At 61.4% G+C, this 24,946-nt stretch carries 20 protein-coding genes; 15 read left to right on the top strand and 5 right to left on the bottom strand.

Annotated features, from left to right (window positions below; all coding sequences use genetic code 11):
- Positions 1-43: 43 nt before the first annotated feature.
- The 6 genes from FKL89_RS14920 (at position 44) to FKL89_RS14895 (ending at position 10,254) form a co-directional block, all read left to right on the top strand.
- Positions 44-7,309, top strand: a complete 7,266-nt coding sequence (locus tag FKL89_RS14920; RefSeq protein WP_156863557.1) for an Ig-like domain-containing protein — start codon at positions 44-46, stop codon at positions 7,307-7,309.
- Between the two features lie 65 nt (positions 7,310-7,374).
- Positions 7,375-7,878, top strand: coding sequence for a phage tail protein (locus FKL89_RS14915; protein WP_156863556.1), 504 nt, complete (start codon positions 7,375-7,377; stop codon positions 7,876-7,878).
- Between the two features lie 12 nt (positions 7,879-7,890).
- Complete coding sequence (locus FKL89_RS14910) at positions 7,891-8,394, top strand: phage tail protein (protein WP_156863555.1); 504 nt, start codon at positions 7,891-7,893, stop codon at positions 8,392-8,394.
- A gap of 15 nt (positions 8,395-8,409) precedes the next feature.
- Positions 8,410-8,928: a phage tail protein gene (locus tag FKL89_RS14905; protein ID WP_156863554.1), complete on the top strand. Its 519-nt coding sequence runs from the start codon at positions 8,410-8,412 to the stop codon at positions 8,926-8,928.
- A 40-nt stretch (positions 8,929-8,968) separates the two neighbouring features.
- Complete coding sequence (locus FKL89_RS14900) at positions 8,969-9,685, top strand: hypothetical protein (protein ID WP_156863553.1); 717 nt, start codon at positions 8,969-8,971, stop codon at positions 9,683-9,685.
- The gene (locus tag FKL89_RS14895; RefSeq protein ID WP_162527536.1) at positions 9,682-10,254 is read left to right on the top strand and encodes a GNAT family N-acetyltransferase; all 573 of its coding nucleotides are present in this window, start codon (positions 9,682-9,684) and stop codon (positions 10,252-10,254) included. Before FKL89_RS14900 ends, FKL89_RS14895 begins: the two co-directional genes overlap by 4 nt.
- On the opposite strand, the gene FKL89_RS14890 is transcribed toward FKL89_RS14895, so the two are convergent.
- Entirely contained in the window at positions 10,247-10,534 is a 288-nt protein-coding gene (locus FKL89_RS14890; protein WP_156863551.1) for a DUF6916 family protein, read from the bottom strand. The genes FKL89_RS14895 and FKL89_RS14890 overlap by 8 nt on opposite strands.
- A gap of 92 nt (positions 10,535-10,626) precedes the next feature.
- Between FKL89_RS14890 and FKL89_RS14885 the strand changes: the two genes are divergently transcribed.
- On the top strand, positions 10,627-11,274 hold the full coding sequence (locus tag FKL89_RS14885) for an HAD-IA family hydrolase (protein ID WP_162527535.1): 648 nt from the start codon (positions 10,627-10,629) through the stop codon (positions 11,272-11,274).
- A 171-nt stretch (positions 11,275-11,445) separates the two neighbouring features.
- Here the strand turns inward: FKL89_RS14885 and lexA are convergent, their stop codons facing one another.
- Positions 11,446-12,054 carry a transcriptional repressor LexA gene (gene lexA / locus FKL89_RS14880; RefSeq protein WP_156863549.1) on the bottom strand — a complete coding sequence of 203 codons (609 nt, stop codon included), beginning with the start codon at positions 12,052-12,054 and terminating at the stop codon, positions 11,446-11,448.
- A 317-nt stretch (positions 12,055-12,371) separates the two neighbouring features.
- On the opposite strand from lexA, the gene recA reads away from it, so the two are divergent.
- From recA to FKL89_RS14850, 7 genes are all read left to right on the top strand, one after another.
- Positions 12,372-13,406, top strand: a complete 1,035-nt coding sequence (gene recA / locus FKL89_RS14875; RefSeq protein WP_156864729.1) for a recombinase RecA — start codon at positions 12,372-12,374, stop codon at positions 13,404-13,406.
- A 284-nt stretch (positions 13,407-13,690) separates the two neighbouring features.
- On the top strand, positions 13,691-14,503 hold the full coding sequence (locus FKL89_RS14870) for a regulatory protein RecX (protein ID WP_238363376.1): 813 nt from the start codon (positions 13,691-13,693) through the stop codon (positions 14,501-14,503).
- Positions 14,504-14,683: 180 nt separating this feature from the next.
- Positions 14,684-16,012 carry a TFIIB-type zinc ribbon-containing protein gene (locus FKL89_RS14865; RefSeq protein ID WP_156863547.1) on the top strand — a complete coding sequence of 443 codons (1,329 nt, stop codon included), beginning with the start codon at positions 14,684-14,686 and terminating at the stop codon, positions 16,010-16,012.
- A gap of 12 nt (positions 16,013-16,024) precedes the next feature.
- A complete protein-coding gene (locus tag FKL89_RS14860; RefSeq protein WP_156863546.1) occupies positions 16,025-16,519 on the top strand; it encodes a GNAT family N-acetyltransferase in 495 nt (164 codons plus the stop codon).
- A gap of 281 nt (positions 16,520-16,800) precedes the next feature.
- Complete coding sequence (locus tag FKL89_RS14855; RefSeq protein WP_156863545.1) at positions 16,801-17,304, top strand: hypothetical protein; 504 nt, start codon at positions 16,801-16,803, stop codon at positions 17,302-17,304.
- 31 nt (positions 17,305-17,335) lie between these two features.
- Positions 17,336-17,467: a hypothetical protein gene (locus FKL89_RS20475; protein ID WP_272953701.1), complete on the top strand. Its 132-nt coding sequence runs from the start codon at positions 17,336-17,338 to the stop codon at positions 17,465-17,467.
- A 37-nt stretch (positions 17,468-17,504) separates the two neighbouring features.
- On the top strand, positions 17,505-18,980 hold the full coding sequence (locus FKL89_RS14850; protein ID WP_162527533.1) for an NHL repeat-containing protein: 1,476 nt from the start codon (positions 17,505-17,507) through the stop codon (positions 18,978-18,980).
- A 207-nt stretch (positions 18,981-19,187) separates the two neighbouring features.
- On the opposite strand, the gene FKL89_RS14845 is transcribed toward FKL89_RS14850, so the two are convergent.
- The 3 genes from FKL89_RS14845 to FKL89_RS14835 form a co-directional block, all read right to left on the bottom strand.
- Positions 19,188-19,847: a DNA-3-methyladenine glycosylase I gene (locus tag FKL89_RS14845; RefSeq protein WP_156863543.1), complete on the bottom strand. Its 660-nt coding sequence runs from the start codon at positions 19,845-19,847 to the stop codon at positions 19,188-19,190.
- A 195-nt stretch (positions 19,848-20,042) separates the two neighbouring features.
- Positions 20,043-20,477: a VOC family protein gene (locus FKL89_RS14840; protein ID WP_156863542.1), complete on the bottom strand. Its 435-nt coding sequence runs from the start codon at positions 20,475-20,477 to the stop codon at positions 20,043-20,045.
- A 184-nt stretch (positions 20,478-20,661) separates the two neighbouring features.
- Positions 20,662-21,927: an MFS transporter gene (locus FKL89_RS14835; protein WP_156863541.1), complete on the bottom strand. Its 1,266-nt coding sequence runs from the start codon at positions 21,925-21,927 to the stop codon at positions 20,662-20,664.
- Between the two features lie 354 nt (positions 21,928-22,281).
- Between FKL89_RS14835 and alaS the strand changes: the two genes are divergently transcribed.
- Positions 22,282-24,888 (top strand): alanine--tRNA ligase, encoded by a 2,607-nt coding sequence (gene alaS, locus FKL89_RS14830; protein ID WP_156863540.1) that lies wholly within the window; start codon positions 22,282-22,284, stop codon positions 24,886-24,888.
- Positions 24,889-24,946 lie beyond the last annotated feature (58 nt).

Here is a 24,946-nt window from a genome sequence, read left to right as displayed (position 1 = left end):
CAGCGCCACTCCGGAGGTGGGGCGACGCAATTGCGGGGGAAATATGAATCTGACCGAATCGTCTGGCAGCGATGATCACAACCATCATGTTGGCGGCGCGCGTACCGCGCTGGCTTTGACCGCCCGCTGGCGGCGGGCGCAAGCGATGTTAGGCGCGGTGGTGACGGCCTCGGCGCTTGCGGGATCAATGGTCGCCGGGGCTGCAACAACCACCTTCGGTGTGCTGCTCGATACTGACAACAACATTAATTCTGGCTGCACCATCAGTACGGCTGATGGGTCGTTTGCCGGCGTTGAGTTGGTGCTCAATACGACGGTGGTTGCCAACTCGACAGGCTACCGGGTGACGGGCATTACCCTGCAGTCCTGCACCGGCTCCAGCCTGTCGGCGCCGGTTACGCTTGACAGTGCGGCTTACCCGGTGGCGCGCGGTTTCGGTGCGAACGGTACATCGGCAGTGGAGACTTATATCCCGACTGCCTACCTGCCGCAGTCAGGCCTGAAGATGCGGATTGGCCTGACGACTTCCGGGGCTGACGGTATCACCGGCGCAGACGCGTTGTTGTCAAGCAACGGCGCTGCGATCCTGTTCGACGCCCCGCCACCGCTGGTGGTTCCTGCGCTGTCGACGATGGCGCTGGGTCTTACGGCTCTGTTGCTCGCGCTGGCTGTGTGGCACGCCCGGCGGCGTGGCTGGCACGGCATGCAGCTTGTCGTAGTCGCAGTATTTGCCATCTCGCTCTCCGGACAGATCATTGCAGCGATCGTGCGGGACGGCCTGATTACCGACTGGTCTGGCGTGTCCGCACTTGCTACCGATCCGCTGGGCGATGCGCCAGCAGGCACCGATGTGTCAGCGCTCTATGCCACGTATGATGGGCCCAACCTTTACTTCCGCATCGATGCTGCGCTGAACTCACCACCGGTAGCCAATCCGCAGAGTGTGACCGCCAAGGTTGGCGAAACACTCAACATCACGTTGACTGGTTCCGACTACGAGGGCGCCACGCTGAGCTACGCGGTGCTCGTGCCACCGACTCAGGGCGTACTCGGCGGAACTGCTCCCAACGTTACCTATACGCCCAATGCGAACGCGACGGCCAGTGACAGCTTCACGTTCAAAGTGAACGATGGCACCCTCGATTCCGCGACCGCCACGGTCAGCATTACCAACACCCGCGCGCCGCAGATCACCAGCGCCAACAGCGCCATCTTTATCCCGACCCAGGCCAACAGCTTCACTTTCGCCTCGAATGGCATGCCCACGCCAACCGCGGCATTCGGTGGTTGTACCCCGGCGCTCCCCTCGGTCACCTTCGTCGCCGACGCCAATGGCGGAGGCACGCTTTCCGGCTCGCCACTTGTGTCTGAAGCCGGTCCGCACGCCTGTACGTTCACCTCGATCAACGGCGTCACGCCCAATGCGACCCAGAGCTTCACGCTGACGGTTGGCGGTGCGCCGACAATCACCAGCGCCGCAACGGTCAGCGTTCCGGAACTTGCACCATTCACCCATACCGTAACCACCACCTCGGTTGGTTTGCCGATTACAGGTATGGCGCAGCCGACCGGGACGTTGCCATCCGCAGTTACGTTCACCTATGCCGGCACGCCCGCCGCCACGGCAACGGTTGGCGGCACACCTGCCGTTTGCACGCGCGGCACCTACCCGATCTCACTCACCGCCAGCAATATTGTTGGTACGACGACGCAGAACTTCACACTGACAGTGCGCCCGGTCAACCAGGCGCCAAGCTTTACCGCCGGCGCGACGGTAACCGTCAACGAAGATTCCGGCCCGCAAACGGTCGCCGGCTGGGCGACTGCTCTCAGCAAGGGTGCACCGTGCGAGTCGGCACAGGTGCTCACCTTTGAGATTACTGGCAACACCAATAGCGCGCTCTTCAGTACGCAACCTGCAGTTAATGGTACGAACGGCAACCTGACCTTCACACCCGCCCCGAATGCCAATGGCACGGCGACGATCACACTGCGCGTCCGTGACGACGGTGGTGTTGTCGATGGCGGTGTCGACGTTAGCGCCACGCAAAACTTTGTGATCAACGTCACGCCCGTCAACGACGCCCCGGTACTCACGGCCGGCGCTACGCTCGCCTACACCGAGAATGGCCCCGCCGCCGTTATCGACAACACCATCACCATTGCCGACATCGACAGTGCAAATCTGGTCGGCGCGACGGTTGTCATTTCCGGCAATTATCAGAACGGCCAGGACGTCCTTGCGTTCGTCAACGCCAGTGGCATCACCGGCAACTTTGTTGCTGGCACAGGCACGCTGACGCTGACTGGCTCCAGTTCGCTGGCGAACTACCAGGCTGCCCTACGCAGTGTGACCTACGTCAATACCTCGGACAACCCGTCGGCGCTGACGCGCACTGTCAGCTGGACCGTAGATGATGGTGGCGCCACGGCCAACTTGAGCAACACCGCGACCAGCTCGATCAATGTGACACCGGTGAATGACGCGCCAGTCGTCGTAGCAGGCAATACCGTGACTTACACGGAAAATTCACCAGCGATTGCGCTCTCGCCGGGCCTGACCGCCAATGATGTGGACAGCGCCAATCTGACTGCCGCGACAGTGCAAATCACCGGTAACTACTTTAACGGTCAGGATGTGCTCTCCTTCGTGAACGCGGGCGGCATTACTGGCGTGTTTTCAGTGGCTACAGGAACAATGACGCTGACCGGCAGTGCCTCCGTCGCGACCTGGCAGACGGCCCTGCGCAGTGTTGCCTACGTCAACACCTCGGAAAATCCGTCGACACTTGCGCGCACGGTCACGTGGATTGTCAACGACGGTGCAGCCCTGAGTCTGCCGGTGACCTCGACCGTCAACGTTGTCGCTGTGAACGACGCACCCGTGCTTACCGCTGGCGCCACCCTTGCCTTCACCGAAGGCGGATCTGCGGCCGTGGTTGATGGCACGGTGACGGTGAGCGACGTGGATAGCGTGAACCTCACGAGTGCGACGGTTCAGATCACCGCCAACTATGCCAATGGCGAAGACGTGCTCGCTTTCGTCAATGCCGGTGGCATCACCGGCTCCTTTGCACCGGCCACCGGCACCTTGACGCTGACTGGTGTTGCCACGCTGGCCAATTATCAGGCGGCCTTACGCTCGGTGACATATAACAACACCTCGATCACACCCTCGACGCTTGCGCGTACGGTGACGTGGATCGGCAACGACGGTGCGCTTCCGAGCGCTCCCGTCACGTCGACCATCAACGTGATCGCAGTCAACAGTCCGCCCACAATCAACAGCGTCGCGCCTGCGACTGCGACTGAGGGCGCTCTCTATACCTATGGCGCCACACGTATCGACGCCGACGGGCCGGGTCAAACGTGGAGCTTGCTTGGCACCAACACCTGCGCTGGGGCTGCCATTGTTCCAGCTACCGGTGTGTACACCTTCACGCCAGCTGGTCCGGTACCCCCCGCATCCTGCGTGGTGGCCATTCAGGTCTGCGACGGCGGCACCCCGAATCTCTGCGCGACGCAGACGACGACGGTCACGATTACGCCGGTCAACGACGCGCCGGTGATCAACAGCACGGCACCGACGCCGGCGACGGAAGACGTGGCCTACACCTACAACGCAACGCGCCTTGACCCGGATGGTCCGGGGCAGACGTGGAGTCTCACCGCGTCGAACACCTGTACGGGGGCGAGCATTGTTGCGGGCACGGGCGTTTACACCTACACGCCGATTGGTCCGACGCCTCCGGCCTCCTGCGTCATCGGCATCCAGGTCTGTGACGGCGGCACCCCGAATCTCTGTGCCACACAGAACACCACGCTGGCCATCACCGCAGTCAACAGCGCGCCCACGATCAGCAGCGCCGCGCCGACCACGGCGACCGAAGGCTCGCTCTACACCTACAACGCTACCCGCACTGATCTTGATGGACCGGGCCAAACGTGGAGCTTGCTCGGTACCCACACCTGTGGCGGCTCGATCGCGGCGGGTACGGGGGTATTCACCTTCACGCCAGCTGGCCCGGTACCCCCCGCATCCTGCGTGGTGGCCATCCAGGTCTGCGACGGCGGCACCCCGAATCTCTGCGCGACGCAGACGACGACGGTCACGATTACGCCGGTCAACGACGCGCCGGTGATCAACAGCACGGCACCGACGCCGGCGACGGAAGACGTGGCCTACACCTACAACGCCACACGCAATGATCCGGATGGTCCGGGGCAGACGTGGAGTCTCACCGCGTCGAACACCTGTGCGGGGGCGAGCATTGTTGCGGGCACGGGCGTTTACACCTACACGCCGGTTGGTCCGACGCCTCCGGCCTCCTGCGTCATCGGCATCCAGGTCTGTGACGGCGGCACCCCGAATCTCTGTGCAACGCAAACCACAACACTGAACATTACGGCGGTTAACGACGCGCCCGTGATCAATAGCGCCGCGCCGACTACAGCCACTGAAGATACGCTCTATACCTACACCGCGACTCGCGTTGACCCGGATGGTCCGGCGCAGGCGTGGAGCATTGCTGGCACCAACACTTGCGCAGGCGCCTCAATCGTTGCCGGTACCGGTGTTTACACATTCACGCCAGCTGGCCCCATCCCTCCTGCATCCTGTGACGTAGGCATTCAGGTCTGTGATAACGGTACGCCTAATCTGTGCGCGACACAAACCACGACCGTGACCATCATTGCGGTCAACGATCCACCAATCCCGACCAACCCCGGTACGCTGGCGGCCCGGGTCCATATTCCGGTCACGTTCCCGGCGGCCACGCTGGGTGGAACCGACCCGGATTTGGGTGTTGTCACTATCGACACCGTGCCAACCTCGGTGCTCGCCGGTGCAACAGTGACGATCAACGCCGACGGCAGCTTTACCTTTAGCCCACCGGCCGAAGCTACTGGTACGGTCGTCGGTTTCGCCTATCGCGTCTGTGACAACGGTAACCCTGGGCCTGGCGTATGCAGTGCTTACCAGAATGTGAGCTTTAACCTCACCGGACCGACGATTTATTACGTGAAAACTGCCGCTGTCGGCAGTGGCAATTGCACGCTCACCAACGAGTGCACACTCGCGACGGCGCTGACCAATATCGGCGCCCTTACCGGCCGCACGATATTTATCTCCGATTCAGCCATCTATACGCAGGCCGTGACACTGAACAGCGGTGGTTCGTTGTACGGTCAGGGCGTAACTGGCGCGAGCTTCGATGCGGTATTTGGCACCAGCGTTCCGCCAGTCGGCGCCATTCCGGCACGACCTGCGATTAACGCAACGCGCCCATTCATCACGTCGACCGGCGTCACAGTGGCATTGAACAGCAACAACACGGTGCGAGGGCTCAATCTGACCGGTACTGCGGGACCGACGGTTAGCGGCAACAACTTCGGCACGCTGACTGCGTCTGACCTCAGTATCACGGGCGGCCTGCCGGCGTTGAGCCTCATCAACGGGGCTGCTGCGGCAACGTTCGACGCAGTCTCGTCAACGGGCGGTGCTACTGGTGTGCTGCTCAATGCAGTTACCGGGACGCTCAACATCAATGGCGGCGCTATCAGCGGCGCGACGGCGACCGGCTTCTCCGTCATCGGTGGCACCGCCACCATTAACAATGCCGCCACCGTAACCTCGGGAGCGGGGGCACGGTCGATCAGTGTTACTGGCAAGACCAGCGGTACTGCGACGTTCAGCGGTGCAGTGACCGACAACGGTACTGGCATCTCGTTGACGTCGAACACCGGCGGAACTATCAATTTCACCGGTGTGATCACCGCCAGCACAGGTGGCAACACGGCATTCAATGCGACCGGTGGCGGTACCGTTGCCGCCACCAACACCGCGAGCACGTTGACGTCAACAACTGGGACGGCACTAAACGTGACCAACACTACTATCGGTGCCGGCAATCTGGTCTTCCGCAGTATCTCGGTGAATGGCGCGACGACGGGCATCAACCTGTCGAGCACTGGATCAAGTGGCGGATTGACGGTGCTAGGCAATTCCGCAGGAAACTGCGGCGGGTCGGTTGTTGACAAGAATACGGTGGCTACGGCTCCCGTCACGGCCGACTGTACCGGCGGCACTATCCAGAACGCCGCGACGGGTATCCGCCTCGACAACACGGCAAATGTCTCGCTCACTCGAATGCGCATTACTGGCAACGCGACGCATAACTTCGGGATTTATGCAACCAACACCACCAACTTCTCGCTTAACCGAAGCGTGATTGACGGCACCATTGGCGTGACGACCGGAGGCCAGGATGCACCGCTGGTGTTTGGCAAGCTCGATGTCGTGGGTGACCCCGGCATCAACGGTCTGAGCGGCACCGCCAACGCGATCACGGACAGCTGGATTCAGGGCGGCATCGAACACAACGTCGAGATTTATGGCCAGAGCAACAATTTTGGCCTCGCCGTCACGCGAACTGTCGTCAAGAGCAACAGTGTTGGCGGAGGGGCCGATGGCATCCAGATGGAGCTGCAAGGCACAGCCCTGGGCCGCGTGCTGGTTGACAACAGCCAGTTCGACGACAACAAGTCGCAGGCGATTCAGGCTGCCGCCAACGGCTCTTCAACCGTCCACTTCACACTGCAGAACTCGCGCTGGTCGAAGACTACGCAAGGCAATGAAGGGGTAGTGTTCTCCAACGGTAGCAACGGGCAACTCTTTGTTGACATTAACAACAACCTGGTGCCGGGTACTCCGGCCGCGGGCTTCGGTGGTGCCGCGATCTTCGTCGGGCAAACGCCGGGTAACGCTACGGCATCCTCGCGACTGCACGCCACCGTCCGCAACAACACGGTGACAACGCCCACCACGGCGACCAATCACACGTTGATTGCTTACCCCACCAGCACCGTTGGCGCCGGCGCTCCAGGTTTCGTGCGATTCGAGAACAACACCGTAACCAATCACGGATTGTTCAACGGCATCATCGTCAATACGCCGGATGCTGGCACCAATCCGAACTTCCACGCTACCGTGCTGAATAACAACATTACCCATACCGACTCGGTCAATGCCGTGAATCCGATCGCCATCAATGCACGGCAAAGCTCAACGGCGTGCTTGCATATTGCGAATAACGCTGCGACTGTGCCACCCTCGACCGGTTTCGTTGGTGTGCGTGCCCGTCAGGTAGCCCCGGCGTTGGTCACCCTCTACGACGTCCCGCCGGCCGGTACGACCGCCGCCTTTGAGTTGGCTGCCAATCATCCGACGGCGACGACCGAGGTAATTGGGACCATCACTTTGACCGGCGTCATCTGCACGTCGCCGACAGCACCGAGTGCGCCATGACATCGCTCGCAACCTCGCGCCCGATCCGTCGGGATTGATTTCACCCATCAGAGAAAGTCCTCACCATGGCAGAACCGTTTTTGGCTGAGATACGCATCATGAGCTTTGGGTTTGCTCCCAAAGGTTGGGCGCTATGCAACGGGCAATTGCTGCCGATCAATCAAAACCAGGCCCTGTTTTCGCTGCTGGGCACCACGTTCGGCGGCGATGGCCGGGTCAATTTCGCCCTGCCTGACAACCGTGGACGTACGCCTATTCATGTCGGCAGCAGCCACACGCTCGGTGAGCGGGGCGGCGAACAGGGGCATACCCTGTCAATCGGCGAAATTCCCACGCATATCCACTACGTTAATGCAACCAACGCCAATGCGACTGGGTCGGTCCCGGGCGGTCAAACCCTCGCCAACTCGTTGAATTACGAGGCATACCGCCCGTTGACTTCGCCGACGACGCTTGTCGCTGGCACGGTGGGGAACGTTGGCGGTAGTCAGGCGCATCTGAACATGCAGCCCTTCCTGACCCTGAGCTTTTGCATTGCGCTCCAGGGCATCTTCCCCAGTCAGACCTAAAGAGGCAAGGACATGGCTCAACCTTATGTTGGAGAAGTCCGGATCTTCGCGGGCAACTTCGCCCCGGCTGGATGGATGTTTTGCCAAGGGCAGTTGTTGCCCATCTCCGAATACGAAACTCTATTCAATCTGATAGGCACCACCTACGGTGGCGATGGGCAATCCACGTTCGCGTTGCCAGATATGCGCGGGCGGATCCCGATTCATCAGGGCAATGGATTCACCCTGGCTGAGACAGGTGGTGTCGAGACGGTGACGTTGACTACATCGCAGATTCCCGCACACTCACACCCGTTTTTGGCGTCGTCGGACCAGACCACGGTGCCGAACGCCAGCGGTAATGTCATCGCGACACCGTTGACCGCGACGCCATTTTTCGCCGCCACGCCGACTGTGCCGCTGGCAGCGCAGTCAATTTCTTCGGTCGGCGGCAGTCAGCCGCACGATAACTTTCAGCCGTACCTGTGCGTGAACTTCATCATCTCGCTGTTCGGCATCTTCCCGTCGCCCACCTAAGAAGCGGAGAACGAAATGGATCCATTTGTTGCTGAAATTCGTATTTTTCCGTTCAACTTCGCGCCAAAGGGCTGGGCTTGGTGCAACGGGCAGATATTGCCGCTGTCGCAAAACACGGCGTTGTTCTCTCTTTTAGGCACCACCTACGGTGGCGATGGCAAAAGCAACTTCGCGCTGCCCAACTTGCAGGGTTCGGCACCGATGCATCCGGAGCAAGGTCCAGGCTTGTCCTTGCACTTCCTCGGTGAGACGGGTGGTAGCGACACGGTCACGCTGCTCGAATCGGAAATCCCGAGTCACTCACACGCACTCAATGCGCGCAACGATATCGGCGAAGACCGGATTGCTGGCCCGACCGAGGCCCTGGCGCGGTCTACGGGCGGTAATCTGTATTCGGCGCCGGGTTCCCTGACAACGCTGTCTGCTTCGACACTGGCGCCCGCCGGTGGTGGCCAACCGCACAACAACATGCAGCCTTATTTGACCTTGTATTTCAATATTGCGCTGCAGGGCGTCTACCCACCGCGAACATAGTCGGGTAAGCTGCGAAGCTTGGTGATTGGAACAAAAGAAGATGGACAGACGGGGATTTTTGTCGGTATCAGCAGCCACCACGGCGGGTGTCGCTGTGGCGGGCGCGAGCTCAATCTGGACGGCGCCGAGCTCGGTGGACTTGGCTGGCGTGCCAAAGGGCGGTGGCCGCGCGCTGGTCGCGGAGTCGGTCGTTGCGCGCGATCTCGGTGGCAGTCTGCCGTTTGCGCTCGCGCGATTTGCCGAGATGCCGAACATGGTGGCTGCGCCAAAGATCGCCGTGACGGGGCGCGAAGCCGTGCTGAGCCCCATTCGTGACGTCTCCTTTCGCGGCTTTGCTGCGGGCGCCGGCGCACTGGCGGACGATTTGCTGCAAATCGTCGCGGTGCACATCGCACCCGACAGCACCGTGATGCGGCATGATCTGTGGTCGCACGCTCCCAAACGTCTTGGCGGAACCAGCCAGTCAGTGCTGTTTACCGCGCATGACAACGCCTTCGCCGGTTTTGAGGTTACCCATACCTCGGCAACAAACGGCAAGCGGGCCTCGGCGTTTTTCAGTTTCATGGCCAGCGGCAGCGGACCGCAGTTGAAGCCGGGCGTGTATGTACTGGCAGGCCCGCGTGCGGCGACCGGTTCCCCGCCGGCGTTGGCAGACTATGCGTTCACCGGTGATGTTCGCGCTCCCGTGCGGCAATCGCGACTGAATGGCCTGGACTTCCCGTACATCAGTTTCGCGGTTCACGGCGAGCTGATTTGACCCCGGATTTGCAAAGCGGTGCCGATGTAGCGGCGCTGCTCGCGCGATTACGCGTCGCGTTGCCCGGCGTCCACGTTGATCTCCGTGCCGAAACGCCTGCCGATCTCGACTTTTCCGCGTCTCTTTACGCGTTGACGCGTGCCGATGAACTGCGTCAGGCGGTCGACTGGACCGAACAGCAGAAGGCGGCGTTCTGCCGCTGGCAGTTTGATTCGCAGCATGCGCACTACGTCAAGCACTACCCGACCGCAAACCTGCTGATTGTGTGGCTGGATGAGGCACCGGTCGGGCGACTGTATTTCACCCGCACGTCGGGCGAGCTGCGGCTGATGGAAATTACCCTGCTTGAGCATTGTCGCAACCGTGGGATTGGCGGCGCCATCAGCGGTGCTCTCGTTGAAATTGCCGGCGCAGCTGGATTGCCGACGACGCTACACGTCGAACCGTTCAATCCAGCGCGGCGGCTGTATGAGCGCCAGGGCTTCCGCGAGGTTGAAGCCCGGGGTATCTATCTCTACATGCGCCGCGAGCCGGATGATCTGGCCGCAGCGAAGCCTGTGGCTAGTTGAAGACGATTTCGTAATTGACGCCGTCGGCCGTTGCGCCAATCGGCACGGCGAAGAAATCAATCGCTTCGCCGTCGGGCAACACGCCCCGACGCATCCCTTGCAGCCGGTCGTTGGTCGCCGGTGCAGTGAGGTAGACATTGAACGGCTGATCGGTCCGCGCCGCGTGTTGCGCGCGACGCGTCACGCTGTCAATGGTCCACATCTCCACGCCACCGTGAGCGTCGACCGAGAGACGTTTTCCCAGAAGTGATTCAAAGAGATCAGCGTTCAGCGTAACCATGATTTGCGGAATTTGTCGTTGCCGACGCATTTCATCACAACGTTACAGATCGTGGTGCCGGGCCGCCACGTGTCATGCCCTATGCTTTCGCGATGAATGTTGTTTTTGACTTTGGCAATGTACTGGTCGAGTGGAACCCGGTCCGCTTGATCGTTGAGCACTATCCCGGTCGTGATCAGCTATCACGGACCCCCGCTGAGCTGGCGTTGGCGATGATTGAGCATCAGGACTGGCAGGACTTTGATCGCGGGCTGCTTGACAGTGATGAGCTCGCCGCGCGTACGGCTGCCCGGCTCGACCTTGATCGCATAGCGCTGCAGGCGTTCATTGATCGGATTCCGCACGTGTTGCCGGTGCTGCACGATTCGGTGGCTGCTGTGGTTGCGCTGACGGGTGCGACCGGTGACGCAGGCACGGCCAGAAATGCGCAGCAACACCGTGTGCTGTACCTCTCCAACATGCCGGTAGCGTTTGCCGGTGTGCTGGAGAATCGCTGCCCCTGGATCGCCCGCTTCGAGGGCGGCATCTTCTCCGGGCGTGAGCAACTGTCGAAACCAGATGCAGCCATTTACGAGGCACTAGAGCGGCGCTATGCGCTCGATCCGTCGGCGACGCTGTTTCTGGATGACTCAGCTGCGAACGTCGCGGCAGCGCGTGCGCGCGGCTGGCAGGCGGAGTTGATCGACTGTCCGGAGCGTGTGGCGGCCGCGCTGGCTGCACACGGCGTGCTGGCAGGTTAACAACCTTTCCCGGAAACCCGCATTCAAATAGGGCTTGGAGGGCGAATTGGCAAAAAGTCGATTCGCCGTAGATTTTGGGGTTTAGCCCAGATTAGACGGGGCTTTCCACAAAAAGCTGCTGAGTTAATGCAGGCGCTTTGGCGCAACAGCGCGTGGCCGTCACGCTGCCTCCTAGTGAATGCCGCCCGAGCGAATCACGCCAACGGCCAGGCCCTCAATCGCAAAATCACTCGCGGTCGGGTCGACAGGGATTGGGCTCATGGTGTCGTTCTCGGGCAGGAGCTCAATCGCATTGCCTTTGCGCTTGAGCCGCTTCACGGTCACCTCATTGTCGATACGGGCCACGACGACTTGCCCGGAGCGCGCGTCGGACGTTTTGTGCACGGCGAGCAGATCACCGTCCATGATGCCGATATTGATCATCGAATCGCCCTTGACCTTGAGCAGGTAGTCTGCCGCGGGTGAGAACAGCGCCGGGTCGATCTTGTGCCGCGACTTCACGTTCTCCTCGGCGAGGATTGGCGAGCCGGCGGCGACACGCCCGATCAGCGGCAGCCCCGGCAACCCGGATTGCTTCAACTGGATGCCGCGCGACGCGCCGGGAAGGATATCGAGGATGCCCTTGCGTTCGAGTGCTCGCAGGTGCTCCTCGGCGGCGTTGGCGGACTTGAAGCCCAGTTTCTCGGCGATCTCGGCGCGCGTCGGCGGAAAGCCGGAGCGCTCCATGAAGTCCTGAATCAGGGCAAGGATCTCAGCCTGGCGGGCGGTCAAGGGGCGCATGCGGTGTCTCCACGAAATCAGAAATCCTGCGCATCGCCGCTTGACATGAATACTGTAAAGCTATACAGTGCGCATCCATACAGTGAAGTTTATCCAGTGCTGTGAATAAACGCAAGTTTGCTGTGGAATAAACGCAAGCTTGCTGTGGAATAAACGCAAGTCAGCACGAAATAGAAGTCACCAGCCCGAAGTCGTTTTGCCGGACGCGATTTCGGCAACCTGCGAGGCACCATTCCTGACGAGGTCGCTCACGTGAGGAATGCGCAGGTTGCCCTCCCTACAATGCAAGGATGACCAAAATGACCAAAGAACTCGCCATGGACGACCGCAAAAAAGCTCTGGCTGCTGCGCTCTCGCAAATCGAAAAACAATTCGGCAAGGGCTCCATCATGAAGATGGGCGAAGGCAATGCCGAGCATGACATTCAGGCCGTATCCTCCGGCTCGCTGGGGCTCGATATCGCGCTCGGCATTGGTGGCCTGCCACGTGGTCGTGTGGTCGAAATCTATGGTCCGGAGTCATCCGGCAAAACTACGCTTTGCCTGAGCGTCGTCGCTGAAATTCAAAAGGCGGGCGGTGTGGCTGCCTATATCGACGCCGAAAACGCGCTCGACCCAATCTACGCCGCCAAGCTCGGTGTCAACGTGCCTGACATGCTGATCAGCCAGCCAGATACCGGCGAACAGGCGCTTGAAATCGCCGACATGCTGGTGCGTTCTGGCGGCGTGGACATCGTGGTGATCGACTCGGTCGCAGCGCTGGTGCCGAAGGCAGAAATCGAAGGCGAAATGGGCGATCAGCTCCCCGGTCTGCAGGCGCGCCTGATGAGCCAGGCGCTGCGCAAACTCACCGGCAACATCAAGCGCACCAACACCCTGGTCATCTTCATCAACCAGATTCGCATGAAGATTGGCGTCATGTTCGGCAGCCCCGAGACCACCACCGGCGGCAACGCCCTCAAGTTCTACGCCTCGGTGCGTATGGATATTCGCCGTATCGGCGCCATCAAGAAGGGCGACGAAATCGTCGGCAACGAAACCCGCGTCAAGGTCGTCAAGAACAAAGTCTCGCCCCCGTTCAAGGAGGCGCTGTTCGACATCATGTACGGCCAGGGCATCTCGCGCGAAGGCGAAATCATCGACATGGGCGTCGAACACGGTTTCATCGAAAAGTCTGGTGCCTGGTACAGCTATCAGGGTGACCGCATCGGACAAGGCAAGGACAATTCCCGCGAATACCTGCGCGAGAACCCGGCCCTCGCCAGAGAAATCGAGAACAAGATTCGCGAAAAGATCGGCATCACCATTGGCGGTGCTGTCTCCAAAGACGAAGGCTCGCCGGACGACGAATAGCCCCGGCATGCTCGTTGCGCATCCGCCAGGTTCTCGATGGGAGGTGGTGCGCCATATGAGGACCGGATCGCGCTGGAAACTCGGTGACTGCGGGCGTGCAAGCGCACGCCTGCCTTGGCTGCGGGCACGTTCCTGCTCGCGCATGCCGAAAACGGAGAATACGCATGCAACTCTCGCTCGCTCTTCCCGTTCTGACGCAAGCGATCAATAATCCGCTCATGGCGAGCAAGGACCGTAGCGACGCTGAAACGCTCGAAGCCGCAAAAAAGCTGCGCAACAAGGCGTTGCGCCTGCTGACGACGCGCGAGCATTCCCGCGAGGAGTTGCTGCGCAAGCTGGCACAGGCGCGAGCGCGTCGAACCAGTCAGGATGCAGTGACCGCTGCCGAAAAGAAGGACGAGATTGAGCGCCTTCTTGACGATCTGGCCGCCGCCGGCTGGCAGTCTGATGAACGTTACGCCGAGGCCATGGTGCGGCGACTCGCTGGTCAAGCCAGTCGCCGGTATATTGAAAACAAGCTTGCCGAGGCCGGAATCAAGAAGGATGCGGCAAGCCTTGCACTGGAAGCGCTGGAGCAGGACGATGCGGAAGTCGCACAGGCACTGTGGCAACGACGTTTTGGCGGGGAGACGCCGGCTGACGACAAGGTCCGGCAGAAGCAGATTCGTTTTTTGCTGACGCGCGGTTTCCACCTTGGTGACGCGTTCAAGATCGTGCCACGGGTTCCTGTGGCCGCGGTCGACGGCACCCGTCGTAGCGGGCTATCAGGCCGCAGCAACTGGCGAGCAGCTTCTGCCAACAAGGTAGCGAGCACGGCGGCGCAGGCAGAGCCGGAACTCTTCGGGGACGCGGAGGCGCCGCAGGAATACACACGCACCAGCTCGTTGCGTTCGCCCGCCGGCAAATCCAGCAGCTTTGGCAGTCGTAAGCAGACTGGCAACAGAGGCCGGCAACAGGCTGAGCCATCATCCACAGAAGCCGAAGAAGCTACGCCTGCCAGCAGCTGGCCATCGGGTTCCCGCAACGGTTTCAAAAGCTCCTTCCGCCGTGCCCGCCCATGGGGCGCACGCAACGACGCCGATCCGTCCGACGAATAGTGGCCTCGTCGCCACTACGTCCGCTTCGTCGCACGCCAACCACCACGTCGGCAACGTAAGGCGATTGTCGTTAAGCTATCGCCCGTCGCGTCTCTACCGCTGCTGGCGCGTGAGGTGCCAGCCGCGCATTCACTGAGTGACGTCGACGCGGTGCCTATTTAGCGTTCGTCAGGAACTGTCATGTCCGCCTCGCAATTTCCACCACTGCAAAGTCGCCAGTCGAACAAGCGCTGTACCAATTGCAGCACGCTGATGTCGCTCTACGAACTGCCCGGCCACTACGGTCAAAGTGTCGAACTGGACGTGTGCCACGATTGCAACGCCATCTGGTTCGATCAGTGGGAAAGTTCACAGCTATCGCCCGATGGCACGGTAGCGCTGTTCCAGCTTATCAACGAGCGCGGCGGCACCTCCAGCAACGCCAGCAGCAAGTTCGGTGAGGGGCTGCGCTGTGTTGCCTGCGGCACCGGCATGCGGCTCACCAATGATCGCGTCAAGAACACGCGGTTTGCCTATCAGTCCTGCCCGAAGGGACATGGCCGCCTCACCACGTTCTACAACTTCCTCGCCGAGAAGCAGTTCGTGCGGGAACTCACGCAGCAGGAGCGCGCCAAACTGGCGGCCAGCGTGCAACAGATCAAGTGTTCCGGCTGCGCGGCGCCGGTCAATATCGGCAAGACAGATGCTTGCGAATATTGCCGCGCGCCGGTCTCGGTGTTCGACCGCGAAGCCGCGAAGAAGGCCATCGATCACTATCTGCAGGAGCGCCAGAAACAGGTGCCGGCGCAGTACCCCACACAATCACCAGGCTACGGCTACAGCTCTTCGTCATCGGGTGGCTGGAGCAATTGGGACACCGCCGATCTCGCTGCTGACATTCTCTTTGCGCTTGGGCGTGCCGCCGCGCGAGGCGTGGGCCACGCCGGTAGCCGCGCGGTGCCGGCGGCCGCCGGCGGTGTGGCGGGTGGTGTGCTGGCAGATACGGGCACGGCGGCGACCGGTGGTTTGCTTGAATCCATCGGTTCCGGCGCATCCTCGGTGGGCAATACCGGGATTGGCGCGCTGCCCACCGCGACTGACGCCCTGTTCGGCAACGGCTCAGGTCTGGCGTCGGGCTTGGGCAATGCCCTGTCCGGTGCCGGCAGCGGCGTTACACAAATCGGCAGCAACATCTTTACTGATGGCACCTCGTCGTCGATCGCCAGTGGCCTGAGTGGTGCGGGCGATGCCTTGCCATCGGCGACCGACGTGCTGTTCGGTGCGTCCGGCAATGCTGCTTCTGGCGGTGGGTTGCTGAACGAAATTGGCAGCGTATTTAGCAGCGCCAGCAGCTCGGGCTTCAGCGAAAGTATCGGCAGTGTCGCCAGTGACATTGGCAGCGGCGCGGTCGACGCAGTCAGCAGCGGCGTCGCCGACAGCATTGGGGAGGTCGCATCCAGCGCTGGCGACGGCATCGTCGATCTGGTCACCGATGGTATCGGCAGTCTGCTGGGTTCGCTGTTTGATTGATGGCCTGAACTGATGTCTGACTTGCCCTCCGCACCCGCAAAATCACTGGTGTCACCAACCCTGTCAATACAGACGCACGACAGTTGCCCGCCCGCGGAAACGACCATCGTTGACAACGGCATCGGCGAGTTCAACGACGCTGCTGCGCCGCTGCATGAAGTGGCGCCGCTGTCCTGCTTTGCCCGCGACGCTACCGGAGGTGTGATTGGTGGGGCGGTGGGCCGACGCTGGGGACGCTGCTGCGAGCTACAGCAGCTGTGGGTTGCATCAGAGCACCGTCGACGGGGAGTTGGGGCTGCTCTGGTTCGCGCCTTTGAGGCCCAAGCGCAGAAGCATGGCTGCACGGAGTTCTACCTGGAAACATTCAGTTTTCAGGCGCCAGACTTCTACCGCGCACTTGGTTACGTCAGTGCGCACGAGCACTGCGTCTATCCGCACGATATCGTCAAACACTTGATGGTGAAGCGCAAAGTTGCCAGTATTGAGACAGGCGGGGCGCCCGACTGATTGGCCCAGGCAGGCACCGGGCAAGTGGTCACGGGGTGCATTCTTTGCGCCGGTGCGGTCAAACTGTGGCATTAACGAGCGGCAGAGCGCGTCTTTGTCTGTGTCGATGGGCATTGGGGCGCCGGCGAACTGTGGGGCAGGTTGGTGCAGTCCGAGTTTGCATGCCAACCGCGCGGTCGCGCCTACCCTCTGCAACCGACGGCGCCCGAATCGTCTGCGGTGAGAAATCGCCGGCAAGGAAACCCTGAAAACTCAATTTTCCGGAGAACATCGTGAGATTGATGAAACTGATACGCACCGGGATCGCCGCTGTTGTCGTCGTTGTTGTGGGGTTGGCGTCGGTGTCCGCCAACGCACAGTCGCCGGAGGCCATGTGCGCAAAGCTATTGCCTGCCGCCAAGTTGCAGGCAGTTGCAGGGGCCGGTTTTGAAGCAGCCGATGCTCGCATGGAAAAGTCCGGTGAACTGGGCTGCGCATGGATGCGACGGGGCGCTGGAGGTTTCGCCACAGTCTCGGTGCAGTACTACGACCGGAAAACCATCGCCCGAGAGGACGGCAAGGGCGTTTCCGATGAACTGTACGAAAACATCATCACGCCGCATGAGCAGACGAGCAAAGCGAAACGTGAGCCGATCGCCGGCGTCGGCAAACGCGCTGCGCTGGTGCCCGCGGATCCGCAACGCCTGGTCGCAATCCAGCGCGATGACGGTATCTTGCGTATCGTGATGAATAATCTGACCAAAGCGCAAGCCATCGGTATCGCCAAATCGGTTGCTGCCCCGTGACCCAACTCCAGAGCATGAATATGCAGTTGTCTTGCTCACTTCTTTCCGTTGCGAAACGGCGTTCGCTGCAGACCTTGCGCAGACCACTGCCGGTGGCAGCACCCGCCGCAGCGGCAAGCGCATCGCCATCGCGGATCTGGCCATCGGCGCCAGTCGCGGATAAGTGCCACGGGTTCCTGCGCTGGAGTCTCGCCCTATTGGTGTTGTCGTCGCTTCCTGCTCTAGGTGCGCCGGGTGATCTGGACAACACGTTCGGCGCTTTTGGCAAGGTCAACACTTCATTCGGCACCGGCAACGATGGTGCGAGACGCGTCGCGATACAAGCCGACGGGAAAATTGTGGTTGCCGGCACCTGCGCAAACGGCTCCAACACGGACTTTTGTATTGCTCGCTACACCGCTGACGGTGCGCTTGATACGACGTTTAGCGGCGACGGCAAGTTTGTTGTGGCAATTGGCTCGGGCGACGACGATGTCCGGGCGCTGGCCCTGCAACGGGATGGGCGAATCGTCGCCGCAGGCACTTGCGATAACGGCGCAAGCACCAGCTTTTGTCTGGCTCGCTATACCGTCGCCGGGGCGCTTGACACAAGTTTCAATGGCAATGGCAAAGTGATCACTGCGGCTGGCAGTGTGTCCAGTTCGTTGCGCGGCGCCGCGCTGCAGCCCGACGGCAGGATTGTCGTCGGTGGCACCTGTGACAACGGCGCCGGCAACACTTTCTGCCTGGCTCGCTACACCGCTGACGGCGTGCTCGACACCAGCTTCAGCGGTGACGGGAAAGTGGCGACTACGATTGGCGCCAGCCTTAGCTACGTTGACTCGGTGTTGCTGCAACCGGATGGCAAGATCGTGGCGACCGGACTTTGCTACAGCACGGCTGCAAGCGGCTACTCGCAGTTTTGTCTCGCTCGCTACAACGCGAATGGATCGCTCGACACCAGCTTCAATGTTGATGGCCGGGCGCAGGCACAGATCGGAAACTTCAACGCATCGGCCTACGGTGGCGCAGCCCTGCAGCCTGATGGCAAGATCGTGGTGGCCGGCTATTGCGATCTGCAAAGTGGTGGCGCCGGCTCCAGCTTTTGCCTTGCGCGTTTTGAGTCTGGTGGCGTGCTTGACCCCAGCTTCAGCACCGACGGCCAGCTGTTCACCACCATGGGCAACGGCAACTCGTTCATTCGCACCATTGCGCTACAAAGTGACGGCAAGATCATCGTAGCCGGATACTGCCTGGGCTTGAGTACCATCGATTTCTGCATTGCACGCTATCACGGCACCGGGGCGCTTGACACCAGCTTCAACACTGATGGCCGCGCCATTTCCACGATCGGTAGTGACGACGACACGGCCTACAGCGTGGCGGTACAGTCTGATGGAAAAATCGTCGTCGTTGGTAATTGCTCAAACGGCAGCAATGATGACTTCTGCGTGGCCCGATACGAAGGCGGGCCGTTTGGCGCTCGCGCCTGCTCGCTCGATATCGATGGTGACGGCAAGGTGCTGGCAACGACCGACATGCTGATCGCTACGCGTGTTGCGCTGGGCGTGACGGGGAATGCGGTGATTGGCGGCGTCGCTTTCCCGGCGAATGCTGCGCGCGATGAGTGGGGAACCAACACCGTGCGCGACATCCGCAAGTTCCTCACAACACAATGTGGCATGACCTTGCAGTGAACCGGGCCGCTGGTTGAACGATCGGTCTGTAACGACGAACACGACCGGACCCAAGCAAGCAGCTAGCCGCGAGAAGCCTCGGCGGCGATCATCGCTGTGACACTCGTGGTCAACACTGACTTGCCCCTTCGGGGTGACTTTTGACACCACATGTCTGCGTGCGTATCGCCTGAACGAGCGACGCGGCATCGAGACGGAGTGCGCCCGCTACAGTTGCCGGCCCATCTCCCGCACCGCCTCGTAGCGCCAGCAGCTCGTGAGATGGTCGTTGACCATTCCGCAGGCTTGCATGTGGGCATAGACGATGGTGGAGCCGACGAACTTGAATCCGGCCTTTAGCAAGGCTTTCGACAGTGCGTCCGACTCGGGTGTGGTGGCCTTGATGTCTTCCTTGCGTTTGAGAGCATTCTGCTTTGGTCGGCCATCGACGAATTGCCAGAAGAAATCGGTCAGCGCCAATTCCGGGCGCGCCGCTGTTTCACGCAACCGGAGCAGAGCCTGAGCGTTGGTGACAGCTGCGCGAATCTTCAACTGGTTGCGGATGATGCCGGCGTCGGCCAGCAGTTTCTCAATCTTCGGCTCTTTGTAGCGCGCAATCTTTTCCACATTGAAGCCGTCGAACGCCTTGCGGTAATTCTCGCGCTTGGCGAGTACCGTTTGCCACGACAGGCCTGCCTGCGCGCCTTCAAGAATCAGCATCTCGAACATCTTCTGCTCGTCAAAGCAGGGCACACCCCATTCCTCGTCGTGATACTTCTCGTAGAAGTCGGGTACGCCGGTGGCCCAGAAGCAGCGGGTTTTCGAGTCGGCAGGCACTGGGGCGTTGCTTCTGGCTGCTTTGGTAGTAGTGGCTTTGGGTGTAGTCATGAGGTTTCGTCTCCGTTCGTGGTGAGCCTGTCGAACCACATCGTCGCGAGTGCGTCAGGTTCATGGTTCGACAAGCTCACCACGAACGGGGGAATGAGGGTGAGCGTAGCGCGAAAGTACCTAAAAGCGCCTGAGCGTAGTTGAAGGGGCGCCACGAACCGAAGTGAGCGTTAGCGCAGCTGACTGTTCAGCAGGCTAGGCTCTCCAGCGCATATCGCCACGCGCATCAAAATCAAACATCTCGCCGTAAGCAATTTCCCAGTAGTAACCATCAGGGTCGGCCAAGTAGCAGTGGAAACCCCCCCAGAACGTGGCCTCCGGCTCGGTCATGATCTTGCCGCCGGCCGCGCGGGCACGCTCGCAGATCGCGCGTACCTCATCCTCGCTGCGCGCGTTGTGTGCGAGCGTGAAGCCGGGGAACGGGCCGCGCGTTGCGTCTAGGCCGGGCGCAACATCCGCAGCCAGCTTGTCGAGCGGGTAGAGACTGAGCCAGACGCCGGGCAGCTCGATGAAGCGCACGCCGTCGTGCGACTTGTTCGGCGGTGTAGCGAGCACCTGTTCGTAAAACGCCGTGGCGCGATCGAGATCGGCGACGCCCAGCGTGATCATGCTCATTCGGGGGATTTTCATGGTCAGTCTGGCCAGCCGCGCGCACAATGGGAGCTGCGAGAATAGTGTACGCAAATACAGTTGTCAATTGGCGCGACTGACGCGAACGGTGCGGCTGATGTGATTAGCGTGTTGCGCATGGCTTGTGCCGGCGAGCACCGGTACTGGCGGGTGGCTGCCAACGCAGCCGGCGGCGGCGTTGCGTCTACGCCGTCGGCAACTTGCGTCGCGCGAACCAGCTGCCCGAAAGAATGCCGCCACCGATGATCAGGAACAGCGGCAGCATGCCGGTGCTCGCCGAGAGCATGCCGAACACCAGCGGCATCGTCCACTGGCTGGTGGAGATCATCGTCATCCGCATGCCGTTCACTTCGCCGATGCGGCCCGGTGGCGCGGCGTCGTGAAGGATGGAGAGGACGATCGGCTGACTGGCGCCTAACCCCAGGCCGATGACGAACGACAGCGCCATCATCACGCCATAGCTGTGCGCGAAGCCGAAGGCGATGAAGGTCACCCCCGCGACCGCCATCGCCGAAACCATCACCCCGCGCTCGCCCAGCCGGTCGGTCAGGCGCGTCATGAACAGCCGCACCACGAACACGGCGACCGCGAAGAACGACAGCACCGAACCGATCTGCGTTGCGGTCAGGTGCAACTCGGTGCCCAGCACCGGCACCATGAAGATGTAGAGATCCCAGCCAACGGTGATGAACGCGGCCGAGATCAACGTGTTGCGCACAGCGGGCATGCCCAGCAGTTCACGCGCACCGCCGTTCGGTGCGTCCTCGCGCGGGGCGACAGTGGGCAGCTTCAGCCAGCGCGTCGCGAACGCGATCGCCGCAATGGCGGGCAGGGCAGCGAGCGCCGCGAACGCTGCGCGGTAGCTGACATGGTCGATCATGAAGCCGGCGATCAGCGGTCCGAGAAAGCTCGAAATTGAAAACCCCATCGACATCACGCTGAACGCGCGGACGCGGTTCTCGCTGCCGCCGAACAGCCCGACTGCGTACTGCGACGAAGCGGCAATCGCCATCCAGCCAATGCCGATGGCGATGGCGCAAAGTGCCAGGATGCCCAGCATGGGTTCAACGGCCGCGATGGCGCCACCTGCTGCCACCAGCGCGCAGCCGGCGATCAGCGGACGCCGCAGCGGCACGCGGTCGACCAGGCGGCCGACGCGAATCGCAACAAAGGCGGGCACGATGTTGAACATCGCTGTCAGCAAGCCTACCCACAGCGCGCCGCCGCCCGCCTTGATGGCCGCCAGCGAGGTGGTGATGCGGATGCCATTGAAGGCGGTGTGAGCAACGATCAGAAACGCCACCAGTACGAACAGCTCGCGCGGTAGCGCACCGGCGGGCGCGGACACGCGGTCTGCGGGTGCGGCAGCGCCGCTGGTCGCGGCAGGGGGATTGGGCTGAGAGGCCGCAGGCCGATCGGCTGCGGGTTCGGGGAGGGTGATGCGTTCCAAGTGCCTAATTATCGCGCAAGCCTCACACCCGAACGGGCTGCTGTTTCAATCGCGTCCGGGTAGAACCGATGGCATAAGCTTTTCATCGAAAGCCTTATTCGAATTGGGCTTCAATAGCAAAAATTTATAAAGTCGACTTTAAGCGATTTTTGCGCTTGAGCCCAATGCCGACGCCATTCCAACAAAAAGTTGCATTGCTACCACCGGTCAGGCGCCGATGCCGATTAGGCAATACCGAGACTGCCGAAAAGGCCTGCTTGCCCAGTAAAATCAAAGGTTTCGCGCGTCGGGCGCAACGCCTTTGCAGGTGTCGCCTCGCCGCCATCCTTTCCAGAAGAACCACCAGAAGACGTCATGAAACTCGCAGAAATCCGGGAAAAGTTCCTCGCCTACTTCGAATCCAAGGGCCACACCCGCGTTGCCTCGTCGCCGCTGTTCATCGCGGCCGACCCGACGCTGATGTTCGTGAACTCCGGCATGGTGCAGTTCAAGGATGTGTTCACCGGCGCCGACAAGCGCGCCTACAAGCGGGCGACCACCGCGCAGCGCAGCGTGCGCGCCGGCGGCAAGCACAACGATCTGGAGAACGTCGGCTACACCGCGCGGCATCACACCTTCTTCGAGATGCTGGGCAACTTCTCGTTCGGTGACTACTTCAAGCGCGACGCCATCAAGTACGCATGGGAGCTGCTGACCGAGGTCTACGGCCTGCCGAAAGAGAAGCTGCTGGTCACCGTGTACGCCGAGGACGACGAAGCCTTCGGCATCTGGAAGGATGAAGTCGGCGTGCCGGTGGACCGCATCATCCGCATCGGCGACAACAAGGGCAGCCGCTATGCCAGTGACAATTTCTGGATGATGGGCGACACCGGGCCGTGCGGCCCTTGCTCGGAAATCTTCTACGACCACGGCCCGCACATCCCCGGCGGCCCACCCGGCTCGCCCGAGGAAGACGGCGACCGCTTCATCGAAATCTGGAATCTCGTGTTCATGCAGTTCGAGCGCGAGGTGAAAGACGGCCCGATGAAGCCGTTGCCGAAGCCCTCGATCGACACCGGCATGGGCATCGAGCGCCTCGCCGCCATCCTGCAGCGTGTGCACTCGAACTACGAGATTGACCTGTTCGTAGCGCTGATCAACGCCGCCTCACGCGAGACCGGCTGCAAGGATCTGAGCAACCCCTCGCTGCGCGTGATTGCCGACCATATCCGCGCCTGCTCGTTCCTGATCGCCGATGGCGTGATCCCGAGCAACGAAGGCCGTGGCTACGTGCTCCGCCGCATCATCCGCCGCGCGCTGCGCCACGGCTACAAGCTGGGCCAGACCAAACCCTTCTTCCACAAGCTGGTCGCCGATCTTGATGCGCAAATGGGCGAGGCTTACCCCGAGCTGCGTGCCGCGAAGGATCGTGTGGCCGAGGCGCTGAAGACTGAGGAAGAGCGCTTTGGCGAGACGCTGACGCATGGCATGGCGATTCTCGAAAAGGCGTTGGCCGATGGTGGCAAAGTGCTCGACGGCGCCGTCGCCTTCCAGCTCTACGATACCTACGGCTTCCCGCTCGACCTCACGGCCGACGTCTGCCGCGAGCGTGGCGTGACGGTAGACGAGGCGGGCTTCGAAACCGCGATGGAAAAGCAGCGCACGCAAGCCCGTGCTGCTGGCAAGTTCAAGGCGGCCGATGTGCTCAGCTACGACGGCCCGAAGACGGTGTTCCACGGCTACGAAAAACTCGCTGACGAAGCGCATGTGATTGCCCTCTACAAGGACGGCACGCCGGTGGAAGCGCTGGCGACCGGCGATCGCGGCATCGTGGTGCTCGATCGCACGCCGTTTTACGCGGAGAGCGGTGGCCAGGTCGGCGACCGTGGCGAGATCACCCGTTCCGGGGTCTGCCTGACGCTATTCACCGTCGAAGACACCCAGAAAATTCAGCCGGATGTGTTTGGCCATCACGGCATCGTGCAGAACGGCGAACTGCGCATCGGTTCCCAGGTCGCGGCCACGGTGGATGCCGATGCGCGCATCCGCACCATGCGCAACCACTCGGTCACCCACATCATGCACAAGGCGCTGCGCGAAGTGCTGGGCAGCCACGTCGCGCAAAAGGGCTCGCTGGTCGATGCCGACAAGACGCGTTTTGACTTCGCGCACAACGCGCCGATGACCGACGACCAAATCCGCGAAGTTGAGGCGAAGGTGAATGCCGAAATCGTCGCCAACACGGCCACGCACGCCGAAGTGATGCCGATTGAAAAGGCCAAGACCTCGGGCGCCACCATGCTGTTCGGCGAGAAATACGGCGACGAAGTGCGCGTACTCGAGATCGGTAGCAGCAAGGAGTTCTGCGGCGGCACTCACGTTGGTCGGACTGGCGACATCGGCTTCTTCAAGATCATCGGCGAAGGCGGCGTGGCCGCGGGTGTGCGTCGCGTGGAAGCCGTCACCGGCCTCAACGCGATGGCCTACGTGCAATCGCTCGACCAGCAGATGAACACCATCGCCGGCTCACTGAAAGCGCCGTCGAACGAGGTCGTCAACAAAATCGCGCAGCTGCAGGACAACGTCAAGACGCTGGAGAAAGAGTTAGCGGCTCTCAAGAGCAAGCTCGCCGCTGCTGCTGGTGGCGATCTGCTCTCTAGGGTCGTCGAGAAAGACGGCGTCAAGTTCCTCGCCGCCGAAGTCGAAGGCGCCGACGCCAAGGCCCTGCGCGAAATGGTCGATCAGCTCAAAAACAAACTCGGCAGCGGCGTCATCCTGCTCGGCGCCAAAACGCCAGACGGCAAAGTCAGCCTCTGCGCCGGCGTCACCGCTGATCTCGTAGGCAAGTTCAAGGCTGGCGAGATCGTCGGCAAAGCCGCCGCAGTAGTAGGCGGCAAAGGCGGTGGCCGGCCGGATATGGCGATGGCGGGTGGGGTGGATGGGGGGAGGTTGGGTGAGGCTTTGGGCGGTTTGCTGGCCTAGACGTGGATCCGGTTCACCACGCCGAGAATCAGTCCACTCCAGTCGAACCCGACGATGT

This window comes from Casimicrobium huifangae (genome assembly GCF_009746125.1).
GTDB lineage: Bacteria > Pseudomonadota > Gammaproteobacteria > Burkholderiales > Casimicrobiaceae > Casimicrobium > Casimicrobium huifangae.
Note: the sequence above shows the minus strand (reverse complement) of the source record. Positions and strands in the feature narration are given on the sequence as shown.